General features: G+C 71.7%; 16 protein-coding genes. 13 read left to right on the top strand and 3 right to left on the bottom strand.

The window, feature by feature from the left end; translation table 11 throughout:
- Window positions 1-43: 43 nt before the first annotated feature.
- The 9 genes from AB0Q96_RS17750 (at window position 44) to fabG (ending at window position 11,158) form a co-directional block, all read left to right on the top strand.
- Window positions 44-1,309: an arginine deiminase gene (locus AB0Q96_RS17750; protein WP_365326369.1), complete on the top strand. Its 1,266-nt coding sequence runs from the start codon at window positions 44-46 to the stop codon at window positions 1,307-1,309.
- A 264-nt stretch (window positions 1,310-1,573) separates the two neighbouring features.
- Window positions 1,574-2,929 carry a lamin tail domain-containing protein gene (locus AB0Q96_RS17745; protein ID WP_365326367.1) on the top strand — a complete coding sequence of 452 codons (1,356 nt, stop codon included), beginning with the start codon at window positions 1,574-1,576 and terminating at the stop codon, window positions 2,927-2,929.
- 232 nt (window positions 2,930-3,161) lie between these two features.
- Window positions 3,162-3,839, top strand: a complete 678-nt coding sequence (locus tag AB0Q96_RS17740) for a macro domain-containing protein (RefSeq protein ID WP_365326365.1) — start codon at window positions 3,162-3,164, stop codon at window positions 3,837-3,839.
- A 73-nt stretch (window positions 3,840-3,912) separates the two neighbouring features.
- On the top strand, window positions 3,913-5,577 hold the full coding sequence (locus tag AB0Q96_RS17735; RefSeq protein ID WP_365326363.1) for an ADP-ribosyltransferase domain-containing protein: 1,665 nt from the start codon (window positions 3,913-3,915) through the stop codon (window positions 5,575-5,577).
- Window positions 5,578-5,665: 88 nt separating this feature from the next.
- Window positions 5,666-7,381: an acyltransferase gene (locus AB0Q96_RS17730; protein WP_365326362.1), complete on the top strand. Its 1,716-nt coding sequence runs from the start codon at window positions 5,666-5,668 to the stop codon at window positions 7,379-7,381.
- Complete coding sequence (locus AB0Q96_RS17725; RefSeq protein WP_365326360.1) at window positions 7,381-7,986, top strand: hypothetical protein; 606 nt, start codon at window positions 7,381-7,383, stop codon at window positions 7,984-7,986. Before AB0Q96_RS17730 ends, AB0Q96_RS17725 begins: the two co-directional genes overlap by 1 nt.
- Window positions 7,987-8,189: 203 nt before the next feature.
- Window positions 8,190-9,704 (top strand): hypothetical protein, encoded by a 1,515-nt coding sequence (locus tag AB0Q96_RS17720; protein ID WP_365326358.1) that lies wholly within the window; start codon window positions 8,190-8,192, stop codon window positions 9,702-9,704.
- A gap of 113 nt (window positions 9,705-9,817) precedes the next feature.
- Window positions 9,818-10,156 carry a thioredoxin family protein gene (locus AB0Q96_RS17715; RefSeq protein WP_365326356.1) on the top strand — a complete coding sequence of 113 codons (339 nt, stop codon included), beginning with the start codon at window positions 9,818-9,820 and terminating at the stop codon, window positions 10,154-10,156.
- A 195-nt stretch (window positions 10,157-10,351) separates the two neighbouring features.
- Window positions 10,352-11,158 (top strand): 3-oxoacyl-ACP reductase FabG, encoded by an 807-nt coding sequence (gene fabG / locus AB0Q96_RS17710; RefSeq protein WP_365326355.1) that lies wholly within the window; start codon window positions 10,352-10,354, stop codon window positions 11,156-11,158.
- Between the two features lie 97 nt (window positions 11,159-11,255).
- Here fabG and AB0Q96_RS17705 read toward each other — a convergent pair whose 3' ends face one another.
- The 3 genes from AB0Q96_RS17705 to AB0Q96_RS17695 form a co-directional block, all read right to left on the bottom strand.
- On the bottom strand, window positions 11,256-12,773 hold the full coding sequence (locus AB0Q96_RS17705; RefSeq protein WP_365326353.1) for a glycosyl hydrolase family 18 protein: 1,518 nt from the start codon (window positions 12,771-12,773) through the stop codon (window positions 11,256-11,258).
- A 264-nt stretch (window positions 12,774-13,037) separates the two neighbouring features.
- Entirely contained in the window at window positions 13,038-14,222 is a 1,185-nt protein-coding gene (locus AB0Q96_RS17700; protein WP_365326692.1) for an ATP-binding protein, read from the bottom strand.
- A 74-nt stretch (window positions 14,223-14,296) separates the two neighbouring features.
- Window positions 14,297-14,956: a response regulator transcription factor gene (locus AB0Q96_RS17695; protein WP_365326351.1), complete on the bottom strand. Its 660-nt coding sequence runs from the start codon at window positions 14,954-14,956 to the stop codon at window positions 14,297-14,299.
- Between the two features lie 89 nt (window positions 14,957-15,045).
- On the opposite strand from AB0Q96_RS17695, the gene AB0Q96_RS17690 reads away from it, so the two are divergent.
- From AB0Q96_RS17690 to AB0Q96_RS17675, 4 genes are read left to right on the top strand one after another with little or no spacing between them, the layout of a single operon-like run.
- The gene (locus AB0Q96_RS17690; protein WP_365326348.1) at window positions 15,046-15,543 is read left to right on the top strand and encodes a hypothetical protein; all 498 of its coding nucleotides are present in this window, start codon (window positions 15,046-15,048) and stop codon (window positions 15,541-15,543) included.
- Window positions 15,540-16,751, top strand: a complete 1,212-nt coding sequence (locus AB0Q96_RS17685) for a peptidoglycan-binding protein (protein WP_365326346.1) — start codon at window positions 15,540-15,542, stop codon at window positions 16,749-16,751. The genes AB0Q96_RS17690 and AB0Q96_RS17685 overlap by 4 nt, the downstream gene beginning before the upstream one ends.
- Window positions 16,748-17,566, top strand: coding sequence for an ABC transporter ATP-binding protein (locus AB0Q96_RS17680; protein WP_365326344.1), 819 nt, complete (start codon window positions 16,748-16,750; stop codon window positions 17,564-17,566). Before AB0Q96_RS17685 ends, AB0Q96_RS17680 begins: the two co-directional genes overlap by 4 nt.
- Window positions 17,563-18,801 carry an ABC transporter permease gene (locus AB0Q96_RS17675; protein WP_365326342.1) on the top strand — a complete coding sequence of 413 codons (1,239 nt, stop codon included), beginning with the start codon at window positions 17,563-17,565 and terminating at the stop codon, window positions 18,799-18,801. Before AB0Q96_RS17680 ends, AB0Q96_RS17675 begins: the two co-directional genes overlap by 4 nt.
- Window positions 18,802-18,840 lie beyond the last annotated feature (39 nt).

Raw genomic sequence — 18,840 nt, 5'->3', positions numbered from 1 at the left:
CCCGTCCGGCCACGCGGCCGCCACTCCACCGGAAAGGCTCCCCATGACCACCCCCGCGACCGGCACAGGCAAGGCCCCGCTCGGCGTCCACTCCGAGGTCGGACGGCTCCGCAAGGTGCTGGTCTGCTCCCCGGGACTCGCCCACCGCCGGCTCACCCCGACCAACTCCGACGACCTCCTCTTCGACGACGTGATGTGGGTGGAGAACGCCCAGCGCGACCATGCCGACTTCGTCAACAAACTCACCCAGCGGGGCGTCGAGGTCGTCGAACTGCACAACCTCCTCGCCGAGACCATGGCCATCCCCGAAGCCCGGTCATGGCTCCTCGACCGGAAGATCGTGCCCAACGAGGTGGGCCTCGGGCTCGTCGACGACACCCGCGCCTACCTCGACTCCCTCGCACCCCGTGCCCTCGCCGAGTTCCTCATCGGCGGACTGTCCACCGCGGACCTGCCGGAGGACTTCCGCTCGGGGTACGTGGCACTCGCCCGGGAGGGCATCGGAGGCCGCGAGTACCTGATGCCGCCGCTGCCCAACACCCTGTACACCCGCGACACCACCTGCTGGCTGTACGGGGGGCTCACGCTGAACCCGCTGTTCTGGCCAGCCCGGCACGGCGAGACCCTCCTGATGAAGGCCGTCTACACCTTCCACCCGGACTACCGGAGCTCGACCGTCTGGTGGGGCGACCCGGAGCGGGACTGGGGCCAGGCGACGTTCGAGGGCGGCGACATCATGCCCGTCGGAAACGGCGTCGTCCTCATGGGAATGAGCGAACGCACGTCCCGCCAGGCCATCACCCAGGTCGCCCGCGCGCTCTTCGAGAACGGGACCGCCGAGCGGGTCGTCGTGGCCGGCATGCCGAAGCTCCGCTCGGCCATGCACCTGGACACCGTCTTCACCTTCGCCGACCGCGACATCGTCACCCTCTACCCGACGATCATGGACGCCGTCCACACCTTCTCGCTCCGTCCCGGCGACAAGGCGCCCGGCGTCGAGATCACCGACGAGGGCGACGCCCGCTTCGTCGACGTCGTCGCCGAGTCCCTCGGCCTGCCACGACTCCGCGTGATCGAGACGGGCGGCGACGTGTACGCCTCCGAGCGGCAGCAATGGGACAGCGGGAACAACGCCGTCGCCCTGGAGCCGGGCGTCGTCTTCACGTACGACCGCAACACCCAGACGAACACGCTGCTCCGCAAGGCGGGCGTCGAGGTCATCACGATCGTCGGCGCCGAACTCGGCCGCGGGCGCGGCGGCGGCCACTGCATGACCTGCCCGCTGATCCGCGACGCCGTCGACTTCTGAACGGGCGGCACGGCGGTCAGCCGCTTCCTCTCAAGGCCGGATGTCCGGCGCCCGCAGTCCTTCCGTTCGGCACGCGTTCACACGGTGAGCGGGCCGATGCCGGCCGGAGTTCGGCATCGGCCGGGACCCTCGTCTCGCTCGACCTCCTACCGCTCCCCTTCCACCAGGACGGACATCGTGCTCGAAGTGCGTGCTCCCGGCGGGCGTCGTCGCCCCGCTCCCATCCGGCGCGTCCGGTCGCGTCTGGCCGTCGCAGGCGCCGTCATGGCCGCCGCCGTGGCGATGACGGCGCCCACGGCCCAGGCTGCCCCGGCGGACGACATCCGCATCAACGAGGTGGTGACGACCGGCAGCGTCAACGACTCGATCGAGCTGTTCAACAAGGGCACGGCCGCCGTGGACGTCTCCGGCTGGATCCTCAAGGACGACAACAACAGCTCGAAGTTCACCGTGCCGTCCGGTACGACGCTCGCGGCCGGTGCGGTCCGCGCCTTCGACGTCTCCGCGTCGTTCGGCCTCGGCTCCAGCGACAAGGCCCGCCTGTACCTGCCGGGTGGCAGCACCCTGGTCGACAGTTTCACCTGGAGCAGCCACTCCGCGCCGTCCTGGTCGCGCTGCCCGGACGGCACCGGCGCCTTCGGCCAGGCGTCCCTGACGCTCGGCGCGCCGAACAACTGCGGTTCCGGCGGCGGTACGGGGCCCCAGGCCTGGCCCGGTGGCAGCACGGTGGCGACCGCCGACGGCTCCAACGTGTTCGGTTCGGACCTCAGCGGCCTGTACGAGGAGGGCTCCGTGCTGTGGGGCGCCCAGAACTCGGGCAAGCTGTGGCGCCTGGTCCGTGACGGCTCCGGCGGCTGGCGCCCGGACACCGCGAACGGCTGGACCTCCGGCAAGAGCCTGCGGTTCCCCGGCGGCTCCGGCACGCCCGACAGCGAGGCCGTCACCCTGACCGGCGCGGGCGCCACGGGCGGCGCGTACGTCGCGAGCGAGCGGAACGGCGACGCGTCCGGCACCAGCCGCCTCTCCGTGCTGCGCTACGACGTCGCCACCGGCAGCGGCAGCGGCCTCACCGCCACCAAGGAGTGGAACCTGACCGCCGGCCTGCCGTCCGTGGGCTCCAACGCGGGCTTCGAGGCCATCACCTGGATCCCCGACGCCACCCTCACCGCCGCGGGCTTCAAGGACGAGTCGACGGGCGCGGCCTACGACCCCAGCCGCTTCGGCGCCCACACGGGCGGAGTGTTCTTCGTCGGTGTCGAGGGCACCGGATCGGTCTACGGGTACGTTCTGGAGGACGGCGGCACCGCCACCCGCGTCGCCACGATCGCCGGCGGCATGGCCGGTGTGATGGAGCTCCAGTGGGAGCCGCAGGCCGCACGCCTGTGGCTGGTCTGCGACGACACGTGCTCCGGTCAGCACCGGACGATGAAGATCGGCGCCTCCGGCAGCTTCGCCCTGACCGGCGTCCACAACCGCCCGAGCGGCATGGCCGACCTGAACAACGAGGGCTTCGCGCTCGCCGGCGCCGACGAGTGCGTGGGCGGCGTCAAGCCGGTCTACTGGGCCGACGACGGCAACACCGGCGGCCACGCGATCCGCAAGGGCACCGTCACCTGCTGAGCCGGACGCGTCGCGACGACGCGCGGTGACCGAGCGGGACCGAGGGCGCCCGGCCCGGCGAAAGCCGGTGCCGGGCGCCCTTCGGCGTACCCGGATTCCGGGATCCCACCGCCCCGAGAGACCCGAGAGGGGTGAGGGCCGGTCAGCTCCGCCTCGGCTCGGGGGCGTTGTCAGTGGTGCCCACTAGCGTCGGAGGTGTTGGAAGAAGCTGTTCCTGACAGGGGGATAAGTGATGGCTGAGGGCTGCGCGCAGACGACGCTCAGGGTGGTTCTGACGGACGTCAACGAGGGCGTGGTGAAGGCGTGGCGGGCGGCGTTCGCCGACACGCCGGGCATCGAGATCCGCCGGGGTTCGATCCTCGACGAGCACGTGGACGCGTGGGTCACGCCGACGAACGCGGCGGGCAGGATGGACGGCGGGGTCGACGCCGTGATCAAGCGGCATCTCGGGGCGGGCATCCAGCTGCGGGTACAGCGGGCGATCAAGGAGCGGTTCGCCGGGGGCATGCCGGTGGGCAGCGCCGTGTGCGTCCCGTCGGGGGCGGCCGTCCCGCACTTCGTGATCTCGACGCCGACGATGGTGGCCTCCTCGCAGAACGTGAGCGAGACCCTGAACGTGGCGATGGCCTGCGCGGCTGCCTTCCAGGCCGTGCACCGGCAGAACCGGCGCGAGCCGGGCAGCATCCGCTCGGTCGCGCTGGTCGGGATGGGAGCGCGGACCGGCGGCGTGCCGGCCCGGGTCTGCGCGAATCTGATGTGGACCGGCTACACCCTCTTCCACGACCACTGGTTCGAGGACGACGACGAGTTGCGCGCCACCATCACCGCCCAGCTCGCCGGCATCGAGCAGGCCCCGGCCACGACGAGGGTGCGGATCACGCCGCCCAAAGGGCATTCCTTTCGCCGCTGACGCCGGGCCCGCCGCGCCGACCGCGGGCCCGCCTCCCCTCGCAGACCCGACGACCCCCGGGAGTTCCTCCGCCATGAGCGACGCCACCCCGCCCACGCCCGCCACGTCTCCCGCCGCGCCGGAGCCGGACGCGAACGACCCGCTCGGCCTGACCGGCCTGTTCACCGGCGGCGGAGAGCCCTGGCTCCCGGTCCTCAAGCCGGTCATCGAGGCACGGCAGGACGCCGCCACGTTCATCGGCCCGGGCCGCAGCTCCCAGGTCGTGCCCGTACGGGAGCTCACCTTCCAGGCGCTCAAGCCGCATCCGCCGCACAAGTGGAAGGTCGTCGCCTTCGGACAGAACCCCTACCCGCGGCCGGAGAGCGCCACCGGCATCGCGATGTTCGACAACACCTTCAACGACTGGAAGGACAGCCAGTTCGGACGGGTCGTCAGCATCCGCTGCCTCATCAAGGCAGCGGCCATGTGGAAGTACGGCATCCCCAAGAAGACCCCCGTCGGCGACGTCCGCGCCCTGCTGAAGGAACGGGACACGGTCCAGCCGCCCGAGTGGTTCCAGGCGATGCTCACGCAGGGCGTACTGCTGCTGAACGCCTCGCTGACCGCCAGCGCCGACGGCGCCATGGGCACCGACCAGCACACCGGATTCTGGCGCCCGGTGGCCGAGCGGATCGTCGAGGAGATCCTCAGGGCCAAGCAGGAGGCCGTGGACGAGGAGGACCGCGGCGTCGTCTTCGCCTGGTGGGGCGCCCACGCCCGCAGCCTGAAGCGGACCGTCCTGCGCCTCCAGAAGAAGTATCCGGGCGTCGAGGTCCGGCACATCGACCACGCCAACCCGGCCGCACAGGGTGACCTGTTCTGCGAGGGCGACCACTTCACCACGGTCAACGACGCACTTCGGTCGCTCGGTGCCGAGGCGATCGACTGGCTGCCGAGCAAGGGCTGGGACCGGCAGCCGACCGGCCCAGCCGCCGCCGGCGCGGGCGGGGGAGCGGCGGACACCGGAGTGGCCGCGCGCATGGGCGCCTTCATCGCCTCGACGATGGAGCTCCACCAGCTGTACCTGGAGCGGCTCACCAGCGTCCAGGACGAGGGCCACGTCCTGCCACCGGTCACCGGAGTGTTCGACACCCCGCTGATGCCCTTCGAGGACGCCGTCGCCCCCGTCACCGGCGTACTGTCCGGGCTCGCCCGGCACATCGACCGCTCGCGCGACTTCGGCAAGCGTCGGGCGGACGAGCAGACGGGGGCCGGCCTGTCGGCCGACACCATCGCCGCGCTCTACCTCTACACCTGCGAGTCGGGCTTCTACCGGAACATCAACGCGGTCCTGCGCTCCCCGGACCGCAGCCGCGTCCTGCCCTACCTGCCGTATCTGCGCCTGCTGTTCTCCGCGGTCTCGGAGCTCCCCGCCCACGACCGCCCGCTGTGGCGCGGCGTCGGCCTGGACCTGCGGCGGCAGTACCCGGTCGGCGAGACCGTGACCTGGTGGGGCGTCTCGTCCTGCACCTCGGAGCTGAGCGTCGCCCGGGCCTTCCTCGGCAGCCGCGGCAAGCGCACCCTGTTCGAGGTGACCCCCGCCCGCGCGGTGGGGATCCGCAGCTTCTCCGCGTTCACCGGGGAGGAGGAGTACATCCTCGCCCCCGGCACCCAGCTGGAGGTCACGGACGTGACGACCGAACGCGGCGGACTGTCCACCGTCAAACTGACCGAAGTGGAGACCCGACTCGTCTCCTGACACAGGGAGCGGGGAGGCTGCCCTGGAGTGATGCGTGTTTCAGATCCTGAATGCGGAAGTCGCATACGGGTTTTGTTAGTGTCACGCCATGATGGGTACGGAAGACGTCCTCAGGCTCACGGTCTCCGCGCTGATGACGCGCACCGGCCAACGGCAAGGCGACCTGGCCACCGGCCTCGGGCAGTCGCAGGCCCAGGTCTCGCGCAAGCAGGGCGGCAAGTCCCACTGGTCCTTGGAGGACGTGGACCTGCTCGCCGCGCACTACGGGCTGCACCCCCTCGACCTGCTGGCCGGTCCCACACACGCGGTGGGCGTGCTGCACGGCGCCACGCCGAGCCTCCAGACGGGTGCGCAAGCACTCGCCGTGGCACCGCCGCCGACCCGGGTGCAGCCCGCCGAGGCTCCGGCCAAGGAGCTGCTCACCGGCGGGCCGCCGACGGGTGAGCCGGGGGCCTCGGAACAGCCGGACACGGAGCCGCCCGCTCCCGAATCCCCAGTTGCCGAGCCCGCCGTTCCCGAGCCTCCCGCTCCCGAGCCCCCGGCCGTCGAGTCGCCCGCCCCCGACGCGCCAGGGCAGCCGTGCGTCCTGTGCGGGCAGCCGGCCTCCCTCGAACTGGATGGTTTCCCCCAGCACCTGACCGCGGAGGAATGCGCGGCGGCAGTCGCCGGCGCCGCAGGAGTCGAGTCCGCCCCCGCGCCCGAGCCGGCTCCCGCCCCCGAGCCCGAGCCGGCCCCTGCGACCGTCCCCGTCCCCACTCCCACCCCCACCCCTATGCCCGAGCCCGCCCCGGCGGACGGGCCGCCGGGGCCGGAGCGGGCCCAGGCGCGCCCGCAGCGCAACACTCCGGGGTACGCCTCAGGCACCCTGGTGGAGCAGATCACGGACCGGGTACACGAGGTCCTGGCCGCATGCTCCGGTGATGTCGACATGGCGCAGGCGGAGCTGATCAAGGCGGCGATCCCGGACGTCATGACGCTGCTGAAGGCCTCGCGGGTCGGCGGCCGGTACGAGCACTCGGAGTTCCCGCCGACCGCCGAGATCCTGCGGAAGAAGTCGCAGAAGGGCGCGGACGACATCTGGGAAGGCCGCCCGAAGTGGCGCAACCCCCAGCTCTTCGCCGCGGCGAAGAAGGGTGAGCGGATCGAGGTGACCGCGCTGGACATGAACGCGGCCTACCTCTCGGCGCTCAAGTGCTGGCTGCCGATCGGCCAGCTCCGCGAGGACACCAGCGGCGTGCACGACCCGAAGAGGGCCGGCGTCCACCTCGTCACCCCGGCCGACTGGCAGCACGACGACCTGCCCAGCCCGCTCGGCGCCCGGATGGAACCGGGCGAGCTGTGGGTCACCGAGTCCACGCTCCGCCTCCTGCTCGACTGCGCCCGCCAGGGCCTCACCGACGCCCCGGTCATCCACCGGTCCCTCGTCTCAGGAGCCTCGGAAGCGCTGTTGGAGAAAATGCGCCGCGCTCTCGCAGAAAGCCGGAAAACGGCCCTGGCGAATGGCGATGAACTGGCCGTGGCCTACGTGAAGGCCATGTACTCTAAGTTCGTGTCGACGATCGGCGAATCCAGCGCGAACCGAGAAATCCGCCGCCCGGACTGGATGCACATTATCCGCTCGAAGGCGTTCGCGAATCTCTGGATGAAGGCGCACAAGGCCCACAAGGCCGGACTCCAGATCGTGGAAATCTCCGGAACGGACGAACTTCACGTCACGGGCGACTGGCACGCGGTGTTCCCGGAAGGCCGGGAGCTGAATCAGGTCAAGGAAAAGCAGACCTACATTCTCGGGGGTAAGCGCTGATGGTCGGATCTCCGGACCTGTGGTCCCGCTGGGGCGAATTCCGCAAATTCAATGCGCAGGGAATGAAGGGCGGCGAAGCCCTGATCCTGGAGCTCAACCGGATCGTCTACTCGTCCGGAATCTCCTCGCCGATCACCTCGAAACGTGGACTCGTCGCCCGCCTGCGCTACCTCGACAGCCCGGCGGGCCGCGCCGCGCTCGCGGGGCAGGGCGTGTCCGCGCGCACGGTCCGGTCGTGGATGAAGGCGAAGGGGAAGGTCACCCCTACCGCGGCGAACCGCGAGCGGATCGATTCCGCCTACTGGTTCCGCCGACGAGAGAACCTCATCCGCTCCGGCTGGCTCAAGCGTCACCTGGACAACGGCGGCCGTGGCCGCCGGATGGAGATCTACCCCGTCGACCAGAGCCACGTACCCGCCGAACGCCTGCGCCCCGGCCTCTCCCAGCGTTCCATCACGGTCCGCTACGTCTGGGGCGACCTCGTCGACGCCTGGGCCGCCCAGGACCAGGCCACCGTGGACGAGATCTGGGACGACGTCATCAGCGACCTCGACTCCGACTACAACGCGTACAGCTACGTCTCGTCCGTAGGCATCGGGGCCTGACCGATCCCTCGGCCCCCGCTGCCCTGTTCGATCATCCTTTCGAGGATGATATGTGCTTTCTCGTCATGAATCGGTCAATGCTGCACGGTTTCGGACGTTCATGAAAGATCAGGGGTTCTCGACCTATTGCGCGGGACAGGGCTGGGGCGGCGGGGACCGCGCCCGTGGGGAGCGCCCGCGCAGTGGACGAGGGGGAAGTGGCCATGGCCAACCTGCACTACGAGATACTCACCGACCCCGGGCAGCTTCAGGTGTCCGGCAGCGGCAAGGACGAGGAGTCCCCGGGGGCGGTGCACATCATCGTCTCGAATCCGAACGCCTGGTCCGTCACCCTCTACGAACTCGAACTGACCGTTCCCTTCGGCAGCGGCAGCACCCATCTCACCGCGCACCCCGACAGGATCAAGGCCCACCTCACCGGGAGCACCCTGAGCTCCTCGGTCGGCCTCACGGAGGACTGGAAGAGCACGACCGGGATCTACCGGTTGGAGGCGCTCTCCGGGGTGCGCCTGAGGAAGGGCGAGGTCCTGGTCATCGAGCTGACCGGCTTTCCCGTCTCCTCCGAGGAGGGGCTGGTACGCCTGTCCATGGCGGAGGACTCTCATGGCCGCGGCGCCAGGAACGACCACCTCGTCACGCTGAGCCTGCTGAAACGAGCCTCCCGCGTCCCGCGCAACTTCCGTGCGGACCAGACCCTGCTGGGGGCGACGGATCAGGTCACCCTGCGGTGGGACGGCCCCGACGACCTCCAGTACACGATCCAAGGCCCCGAAGGCGGGCCGCAGCCCGTCCAGCAGACCTCCGGGCCCTGGCACTGGTCGCCGAAGCAGGGCGAGGAGCCCAAGAGGGACGCCACGTACATCCTGATCGCCAGCCCCAAGAGCCCGCAACAGCCCGGGTACTACCTCACCACCACGGTGCACGTGCGCAGCCCCGAGTTCGAGGGCGTCACCGCGACGGCCGGGGTCTCCACCCCGTCGGTACGGGGGCGTGACGGTGGCGCGGGGTGGATTCGCTTCCCCGCCGACGGGATCACGGTCGGCCACGGCTCCGGCAGCGACCTGGGCGTCGTCACGGCGGACCGGATCCGGGTGAACGGTGTGAACACCACCTGGGTGGGAGACGTCGACGGCGGCAAGGGCTGGATCGAGTTCCCGCAGTCGGGGGTGAACGTCCGCAAGGACGGAACCCAGGACTGGGGCACCCTCGCCGCCGACAAGGCGGACCTGACCGGCATCAACACCTCATGGGTGCAGGGCCGCACGACCGGGGACGGCTGGATCGAGTTCCCCGCCGCAGGGCTGAACGTCTTCCAGGGGGCCGGCGACCGGCAGTGGGGCACCGTCGCGGCCGGCACCGCGGACCTCAACGACCTGGTCACCCACCGGGCCAGGGTCAAGGAGCGGCTCAACCTGGAGGGCGGTCTGACCGTCGACGACGTACTGGAGACGCAGGACGGCCCGCCCCGGCTGATCGTCCACGGCCGTCTCGACGCCGAAGGCGACGTGCTGGCCGGCGGAGAGGCCGTCGTCGCCGGCGACCTCACCACCAAGAGCATGCTCCGCGTCTTCGGCGAGTCGAGGTTCCGGGGCAAGGTGAACGCCAACGGGCACCTGTCCGTCCGCAACGACGACACCTGGATCATGCACACCAACGACGGACAGATCTCCGTCCAAGGAGACCTGCGCGTCCACGGAGCCTTCCGCTCCGACAGCTGACGGCTTCCCCGGACACCTCGCCCTGCCGACCCCCGCGGGCCCGGCAGGGCGAGCGACACGCGGCGCGGGGGATGATGGGGGTGAAGTGACGGAATGCGAGGTCAGGAGTATCCATGGCGAAGCGGGTTCACCAACCCCGTGAGGACGCGGAGTTCGATTTCATCCTCAGGATGAGCGAGGTTCCGGTCCTCGCGTACTTCACGGGGACGTGGCCCAAGGCGATCGAGCCCTGCCGGGCGATGGACGACGTCGTGGCCGGCATCGCCGCCGAGTACACCGGCCGCCTGACGGCCGTCCGTACCGACATCACGCGCTGCCCCGCCGCGACCCAGCGATACGGGATCACCACGGCCGCTTCCTACGTCCTGGTGAAGGGAGGAGAAGCGGTGGCGCACGGAACCGGACCGCTGACCTCCGCCGAGCTGCGGGAGCTCCTCGACAGCCACCTCTGAGCAGGGGCCGGAGGAGCTGGGACCCGTCTCGTCGGAGACGGCCGGCGGCCTCGGGCGCCACGGGCGTACAGACCCGTTCACCTCATCAGGTGGTCCGTCGGCAGAGGGACGTACGCCATGGCCGCTCGCGGACTAGGTTCCCAGCGGAAGGCGCGCCCCGCCGACCTCCGACGATCACGAGAGACGAGGACGGTCGTGTCGACCAGCACCCCCTGGCAGGAGAGGTCCGTCGTGGTGACGGGCGGAACGCGCGGTATCGGGCTGGGCATCGCCGAGTACTTCGCCCGGCGCGGCGCGGCGGTGCTGCTGACCGGCCGGGACGAGCGGGTGGCCCGTGACGTCGCCGACCGACTCTCCCGGGCCACCGGCGGGCGCGTCGCCGGAGCGGGCGTGGACCTGCGCGACGCGGACGCCGTCGAGGCGATGGCGGCCGAGGCCGAACGGCGTCACGGACACGTCGACGTCCTGTGCGCGAACGCCGGGATCTTCCCCGAGAAGCCGCTGCGGGAGATGACGGCGGCCGACATCGACGAGGTCCTGGCGGTCAACCTGCGCGGCTGCATCCTCAGTGTCCGGGCCTGCCTGCCCGCCATGGAACGCGCCGGCCGCGGCCGTGTCGTCCTCACCTCGTCCATCACCGGCCCCACGACCGGCTACACGGGCTGGTCGCACTACGGGGCGAGCAAGGCCGGGCAGCTCGGTTTCCTGCGCGGCGCCGCGTTGGAACTGGCCCCGTCGGGCATCACCGTCAACGCCGTCCTGCCCGGCAACGTCCGTACCGAGGGCTTGGAGGAGCTGGGCGAGAACTACCTGAACAGGATGGCGGCGTCGATCCCCCTGGGCAGGCTGGGAGAGACCTCGGACATCGCCCACGCCGTGGGCTTCCTCGCCTCGGACGAGGCGGCGTTCATCACCGGCCAGACACTCACCGTCGACGGGGGCCAGACCGTGCCCGAGTCCCTCGACGCGCTCGCCCCCGCCCCCATCCCCGCCGCCAGGTAGCCGACTGCCGCGCGGTGCACGCGGGTGCCGTCGGTGCGATCGGGTACGGCCCTGGGGCCCGCCTCCCGGCGGGCCCCAGTCCGTTCAGAGGCGGGGATCAGCAGGCGCCGAGGTCCTGCCAGACGCCCCACTGGCCCGTGGTGCCCGGCTCCTCGCCGGTCGTCCACCACTTGGCCTTCCAGGTGTGGCCCTTGTGCGAGACCTGCTGGCCGCCGGTGTACACGCTGGACGAGACCCACGGGGCGGCCGTGCACTGCGTGGCACCGCCCGTGACGGTCAGGGAGAAGACCGCGGCGTGGCCGGCCGAGGGGCTCGCCCCGTTGACCACGATCTGGTAGGTGCCGGAGACCGCGGCCGCCGTGGTGTTCACGGTGAGGGTCGAGGAGCCACCGGCCGTCACCGAGGTGGGGCTGAGCGTGGCGCTGACGCCGGCGGGCAGGCCGCTGACCGTGAGGTCCACCGTCTGCGCCGTACCGGCGGTGACAGCCGTCTTCACCGTGGTGGAGGTGGACGCGCCGGCGGTGACGGTGGCGGCGGCCGGGGTGGTGGTCACCGAGAAGTCGTCGGACGGGCTGGTCGTCCCGCTGGTGAAGGGGGCGAAGATGTGGGAGAAGTCCCAGGTGTTCTGCTGGATGCCGGAGCAGCCGTCGGCCGCCGCACCGCCGGGGCAGCTGCCGTTGTCCCGCTGGAGCGCCCAGAACGAGAGGGTGTTGATGCCCTTGGCGACGGCCCAGTCGTAGACCGTACGGGCGTTGGCGAGGGTGAAGGTCTCGGCCGGGCCGAAGTCGTCGACGCCGATCATCTCGATGATGCCGACCATGCCCCACAGCTGTGCGGCCGTCTTCGTCGGGTAGAGCTTGGCGAGCTGGTCGTAGAGGCCCTGGGCGGCGGTCTTGGTGTCCGCGGCCATGTCGTGGGCGGCGTTGTCGTAGTAGTCGAAGGTCATCAGGTTGACGACGTCGACGCGCGCGCCGTTGGTCACGGCGTTCTTGAGGACCGCGAGTCCGCTCGCGGCGAGGCCGTGGGTGGTCGTCGGCAGGGTGTACGAGATCTGGATCTGACGCCCGTTGGCGGCGGCCCAGTCCTGGACCAGCTTGATCGCCTTGTTGCGGCGGTCGATGCCGGCGGTGTTGTCGAGGGCGTCGACCTCGATGTCCATGTCGAGCCGGGTGATGTCGTAGGTCGTGATGACCTTCTCGTACACGGCGGCGATCTGGTTGACGTCGGTGCAGCTGTCGGCGATCTCGGTGCCGGTGGTGTCGGCGGTGTAGCCGCCGAAGGACGGGATGACGTCGCCGCCGCGGGACTGCATCGTCTTGATGTCGGCGCCGAACGAGGACGGGGCGATCGGCAGCCCCGTGTCCCCGTTCCAGTACGCGGTGCAGGAACCCTTGGTCGCGGTCTGGAGGAACGCCATGGTCAGGTGCTTGGCACCCGACTGCGCGCTGAGCGCGGCGGGGCTCTCGCCGGTCCAGGACTCGAAGTACGGGGCGAAGACCCGGGCGGGGAGAGGGGTCGCCGCCTGGGCGGGCGCGGAGGAGAGGGTGGCCAGGCCGAAGGCGGCCACGGCGGTCACGGCGGCGGTGAGGGCCGAGCGGAGCGAACGTCGTCTCATGGCGATCCAATGACTGTGGGGGAGGCGGGGAGTGCGTCAACGTCCTTGTCACGCACGACTGTTGAGATAGGGAGTAACCCCGTAGCCATGGGCACGTCAATGGCCTGGACCAAACTTGGACTAGACCAATTTCGCGGTTCGTTGCGTGGTACATCCAGCCGGTGCGGGCCCTTCCTGGAGCGATGCCTGCAAGCGGCCGGATTGGTCCAGCGAGCCAGGACGACACCCCGCCCGGCCGGGAAGCGGGACCCGCCGCTGCCGAGGTCAGCCGGACGCGGGGCCGGAAACGCCTCCGTCGAAGCGGACCCGGACGGTCAGCCCGCCACCCCGGGTGTTCGCCGTCGCCGTCGCCCTCGCCCCGTGGGCCCGGGCGATCGAGTCGACGATCGACAGACCGAGGCCGACGCCCTCGTCGGGCGCGTGGGTACGGGCGGCCGAGCGGCGGAACGGTTCGAAGAGGAGCGGCACGGTCTCGGGCGGCACGGCGGGGCCGGTGTTCGTCACCATGACGCCGTCCGGGCCGGTCCGGACCTCCACCCGGCCGCCCTCGGGGAGGTTGTGGCGCACCGCGTTCGCGACCAGGTTGTGGAGGAGGCGCTCCAGGAGCACCGGGTCCCCCTCGACGGTCAGCGGCCCGGACCGCACGACGACGGCCACCCCGCGCTCGGCCGCCTCGCTCGCGAGGGCCGCCGCCGTCTCCCGCGCGACCTCGTCCAGGGCGACCCGACGCCGTTCCTGGAGCCCCTGGTCGGAGGCGGCGAGCAGGAGCAGCCCCTCGATGATCCGCTCGCTGCCGTCGGCGACCTCGATGAGCTTGGAGCGGATCCGGTCCACCCGCTCCGGCGAGGGATCCCCGGCGAGCCCGATCTCCGCCGCCGCCCGCTGCACGGCGAGCGGGGTGCGCAGCTCGTGGGCGGCGTTCGCGGCGAACCGCTGCTGGGCGGAGACCAGCTGCTCCATCCGCCCCAGCATGCCGTCGAAGGTGTCGGCGAGCCGCTTGAGTTCCCCGGGCGGCGCGTCGAGGGCGATCCGCTTGTGCAGGTTGGCGGCGGACAGCCGGCGGGCCGTGTCGGTGATCACGGCGATCGGCCGGAGCACCCGCCCGGCCGCCCACCAGGCGAGCGCGACCGAGAGGACCGCGTAACAGGCCAGGACGATCACGGACACGGTGAGGAGGCGGTCCAGGGCGGCGGACTCGGCGGCGTCGCTGACCGTCCGGGTGATCGCGATCCCTTGGGACGGCATCCCGTCCGGGCCCGTGCTCGGGCCGGGGCTCGTGAGGGCCGCGGTCGGGAGCGCGGTGGCGGTCAGGAGGCTCTGCGAGGCGTCCGGCAGCTGCTGCATCCGCTGGGCCGGCACGGCGGTGATGACCGCCCTGTTGATCGACGAGTACAGGCCCTCCCGCACGAGCCAGTACACGACCCCGGTGAGCAGGGCACCGGCCAGCATGAGGAGGCAGGCGTACAGGGCGGTGAGCCGCGCGCGTTCCCCGCCGAGCGCGACGCGCGCGAAACGACGCCCGCTCACGACGTGATCCGGTAGCCGGACCCCGGCACCGTCTCCACCACGGGGGGCTCGCCCAGCTTGGCCCGCAGCTTGCTCAGGGTGACCCGTACCGCATTGGTCCGGTAGCTGGTGTGCTCCTCCCAGACCTGCTCGATCAGGTCCTCGCCGCTGACCACCGCACCCTCCGCCCGCAGCAGCGCCTCCAGGACGCCGAACTCCTTGCGCGACAGGTACAGGTGCCTGCCGTCCCGGCTGGCCTGGCGGCGGGCGGTGTCCAGGACGATCCCGCGCCGCTCCAGGACGGGCGGCAGCGCCGGCCTGGCCCGCCGGCCCAGCGCCAGCACGCGGGCGAGGAGCTCGTCGTACGCGAAGGGCTTGGTCAGGTAGTCGTCGGCGCCCAGGCCGAGGCCCTCGACCCGGTCCCGTACCGTGCCCGCCGCCGTCAGCATCAGCACCCGGGTCATCAGACGCTGCTCGACCACCCGTCGGCACACGTCGTCGCCGTGCATCCCGGGCAGGTCACGGTCCAGGACGAGGACGTCGTACTCCCCGAGCTGGAGTTTCCGCAGCGCTTCGAGGCCGTCGGCCGCGACGTCCACGGCGAGCGCGTCGCGGCGCAGCCCTTCGGCGATCATCTCGGCGAGAAACGCCTCGTCCTCCACCAGTAGTACACGCATGCCCCCTGTGTATCCGAAAGGGACCTTTCGCCGGTGTAAACGAAACCGCTGAGAGAAGCGAAACATCCCTTCGCGGCACCGTCAGGGCCATGACGATTCGACGTATGACCCGTGTGGCCGCCGCCGGTTCCCTGGCCACGGCCTTCGCCCTGCTCACCGCCGCCTGCTCGGGCTCCGCCGGGAGCGGAGGGAAGGACAGCGGCGCGAGCGAGGAGGGCAAGAAGGCCGACCAGGCCTTCGAGCACCGCAAGTGCCTGCGCGAGAACGGCCTCGACGTGCCCGAGCCCAAGCCGGGCGAGAACGGCGCCGGGATCACCATCGGCGGTGACGGCATGTCCAAGGAGAAGATGGAGGCGGCGTTCAAGGCCTGCCAGGGCAAGGCGGGCGGCGCCGGCTTCGGCAAGGAGCCGACACAGGCCGACAAGGACAAGGCCCTCGCCTACGCGCGCTGCATGCGGGAGAACGGCTTCAACATGCCGGACCCGAAGTTCGACGGGGGTGCCCAGAAGGCGGTGCCCATCCCGAAGGGGGCGGAGATGCAGAAGTTCGAGAAGGCCGCCAAGGCGTGCGAAGGCGTGGCCCGATGAGCGGGCGGAGCGAACGCCGCGAAGGCGAGCGCAAGAACGTTCGCGAAGGCGAGCACGGCGAACGCCGCGAAGGCGAGCGCCCGCTCGGCCGGCGCCGGATGCTCGTCGCCCTCGGGGCGATCGTCGCCGTCGCGGGCGCCGGAGCCGCCGTCACCGCCCTGAGCGCGGACCGGGACCAGGATCCGCGGGCCGGGGCCGCCGGCTCGCGCGGGGTGCCGCCCGCGACCGCCACGGTCACCCGGGGGGACCTGAGCGACAGCTCACAGCAGGACGGCACCCTCGGGCACCTCGGCGAGCGGAAGATCAACGCGGCCGGCGCCGGCGGCACCCTCACCTGGATCGCCCCGACCGGCTCGGTCGTCGAGCGGGACGGACGGCTCTACGAGGTGGACGGCGAGCCGGTCCGGCTGATGTACGGGGACGAGCCCATGTACCGCACGCTCAAGACCGGCGACAAGGGCAAGGACGTACGGCAGCTGGAGGAGAACCTGGCCGCGCTCGGCTTCACCGGCTTCGACGTCGACGAGGAGTTCACGGCGAAGACCGCCGCCGCCGTCGCACGCTGGCAGAAGTCGCACGACATGAAGCAGACCGGCACGGTCGGTCCCGACCGGATCGCCTTCGCGGGCAGCGCGATACGCGTCAAGGACGCCGGCGCCGGTTCGGGCGGCGGTTCCGGGAGCGGAGGCGGCTCCGGCGAGGGCCGGCTCGCGCCCGGCGACCGGATCACCCCCGGGAGCCCGGTGCTCACCGTGACGGGGTCCGAGCGGGTGGTCGTCTTCGAACTGCCCGTCGCCGAAGCCGAGTCGGTGAAGACCGGCACCCGTGTGAAGGTCCGGCTGCCGGACGGCACCGAACTGCCGGGCAAGGTGTCCGCGGTGGGCAGGACCGCGTCGGCGGGCGACGACCCGCAGGACAAGAGCCCGAAGATCGAGATCACCGTCTCCTTCGACGAGCCGGCCAAGGTGAAGGGCGTCGACCAGTCCCCGGTCACGGTCGAACTCACCGGCCGCACCCGCCAGGACGTGCTGTCCGTCCCCGTCAACGCGCTGCTCGCGCTCCCCGACGGCGGCTTCGGCGTCCAGGTCGTGGAGCAGGGCGCGACGCGCGACGTCCGGGTCGAGCTCGGCCTGTTCGGCCAGGGCCGGGTCGAGGTCACCGGCGGGGGACTGCGCGAGGGCATGAAGGTCGGGGTGCCGAGCGCGTGAGCGGCGAGATGACCAGTGAGATGACCGGCGAGATGACCGGTGAGACGTACGACGCCGGGAGCGGCGACACCGACGCCCCTCGCACCGCCGCGGCCGCCGCCGGCGGCGTCCGGCCCGACCCGGTGAAGCGTGTCGTGGACCTCAAGGGCGTCGTCAAGGAGTACGCGGGCGGGGTCCGCGCCCTCGACGGGGTCGATCTCGGCGTCGACGAAGGCGAGTTGGTCGGCATCGTCGGCCCCTCGGGCTCCGGCAAGTCGACCCTGCTGCACATCGTCGGGACCCTCGACCGGCCCACCGCCGGGACCGTGGCGATCGCCGGACACGACGTCGCCGCGCTCACCGACCGGAAGGTCTCCGCGCTGCGCGCCCGCCACATCGGCTTCGTCTTCCAGGCCTTCCACCTGGTGCCGGGCGTCGCCGCCCTGGAGAACGTCGCCGAAGGGCTGCTCTACTCCGGCCTGCCCCGCGCCCGCCGCCGCCGGATGGCCGCGGACGCGCTGGCCAGGGTGGGGCTCGCCGACCGCATGCGACACCGCCCGCACGAGCTGTCCGGCGGGCAGAAGCAACGCGTGGCCATCGCCCGCGCGGTCGTCGGGGAACCGGCGCTGCTGCTCGCGGACGAGCCGACCGGCGCGCTGGACTCGGCGTCCGGCGAGGCGGTGATGGAACTGCTGCGCACGCTGAACGCGGAAGGCGCCACGATCGCCGTCATCACCCATGACACCGAGATCGCGGGACGGCTGCCGCGGCAGGTCCGGATCCGGGACGGCCGGGTCGTCGCGGACACGGCACAGGGAAAGGTCGTCGTCGGATGAGGCGCGCACCCCACCCCAGAACCGCCGTCGCCACCGTCCGCCGCACCGCCCTGAAGGCCGCCCGGCTCGGTCCGCGCGACGTCCTGCACGTCGGCTCGGCCGGGCTCCGCAGCCGCCCCGTCCGCGTGGTGCTGTCCGCGCTCGGGATCGCCATCGGCATCGCGACGATGATCGCGGTGGTGGGCATCTCGGCGTCCAGCCAGGCCCAGTTGCTGCGGCAGCTCGACGCGCTCGGCACGAACATGCTGGTCGCCAAGGCGGGCGAGGGCATGTTCAGCGGGCAGGAGGTCAAACTGCCCAAGGACGCGGTGGGCACCGTCTCCCGCATCCAGGGCGTCGAGAAGGCCGGCGCGACCGGCGAGCTCGCGCGTTCGGTGCGCCGTTCCGAGAAGATCCCGGAGGCCGAGACCGGCGGCATCGCCGTCAAGGCCGCCACCGAGGGCCTGCTCGACGTACTGCGCGGCAAGGCGGCCTCCGGCACCTGGCTGAACGCCGCGAACGGCCGCTATCCGGCCGTGGTGCTGGGGCACGTCGCCGCCGAACGCCTGGGCATCGACCGGCCGGGCCGTCAGGTCTGGATCGACGACCGCTACTTCACCGTCGTCGGCATCCTCGACCCGCTGCCGCTCGCCCCGGAGATCGAACGCTCGGCGCTGGTCGGCTGGGACGCGGCCCAGCGGCTGCTCGGCTTCGACGGGCATCCGACGGCGGTGTACGAGCGCTCCACGGACGCGTCGGTACGCGAGGTCCAGCGGCTGCTCGCCCCGACGATCGACCCCCGGAACCCGCAGAACGTGGCGGTGAGCGACCCGTCCTCGGCGCTCAAGGCGAAGGCCGCCACGGAGGGCGCCTTCTCCACGCTGCTGCTCGGCCTGGGCGGCATCGCGCTGCTCGTCGGCGGCGTCGGCGTCGCCAACACCATGATCATCTCGGTGCTGGAGCGGCGCCACGAGATCGGCCTGCGCCGCTCGCTGGGCGCGACCCGGGGCCAGATCAGGATCCAGTTCGTGACCGAGTCCCTGATGCTCTCGGGCCTCGGCGGCCTGGCCGGAGTGGCCCTCGGAGCGGCGGCCGTGGCCGCGTACGCCACCGCCGGCGGGCTGCCGTGGGTGGTGCCGCCCTGGTCGGCGGCGGGCGGCTTCGCCGCGACCCTGGCCATCGGCACCGTGGCGGGTCTCTACCCGGCCGTACGGGCGTCCCGACTGTCGCCGACGCTGGCGCTGGCGGCGGGGTAGGGAAGCCGGGAGTCGCGGCGGGGGCCGGGCGCGCTGCCC

Origin of the sequence: Streptomyces sp. NPDC093111 (assembly GCF_040683955.1) — a bacterium.
Lineage (GTDB): Bacteria > Actinomycetota > Actinomycetes > Streptomycetales > Streptomycetaceae > Streptomyces.
Note: the sequence above shows the minus strand (reverse complement) of the source record. Positions and strands in the feature narration are given on the sequence as shown.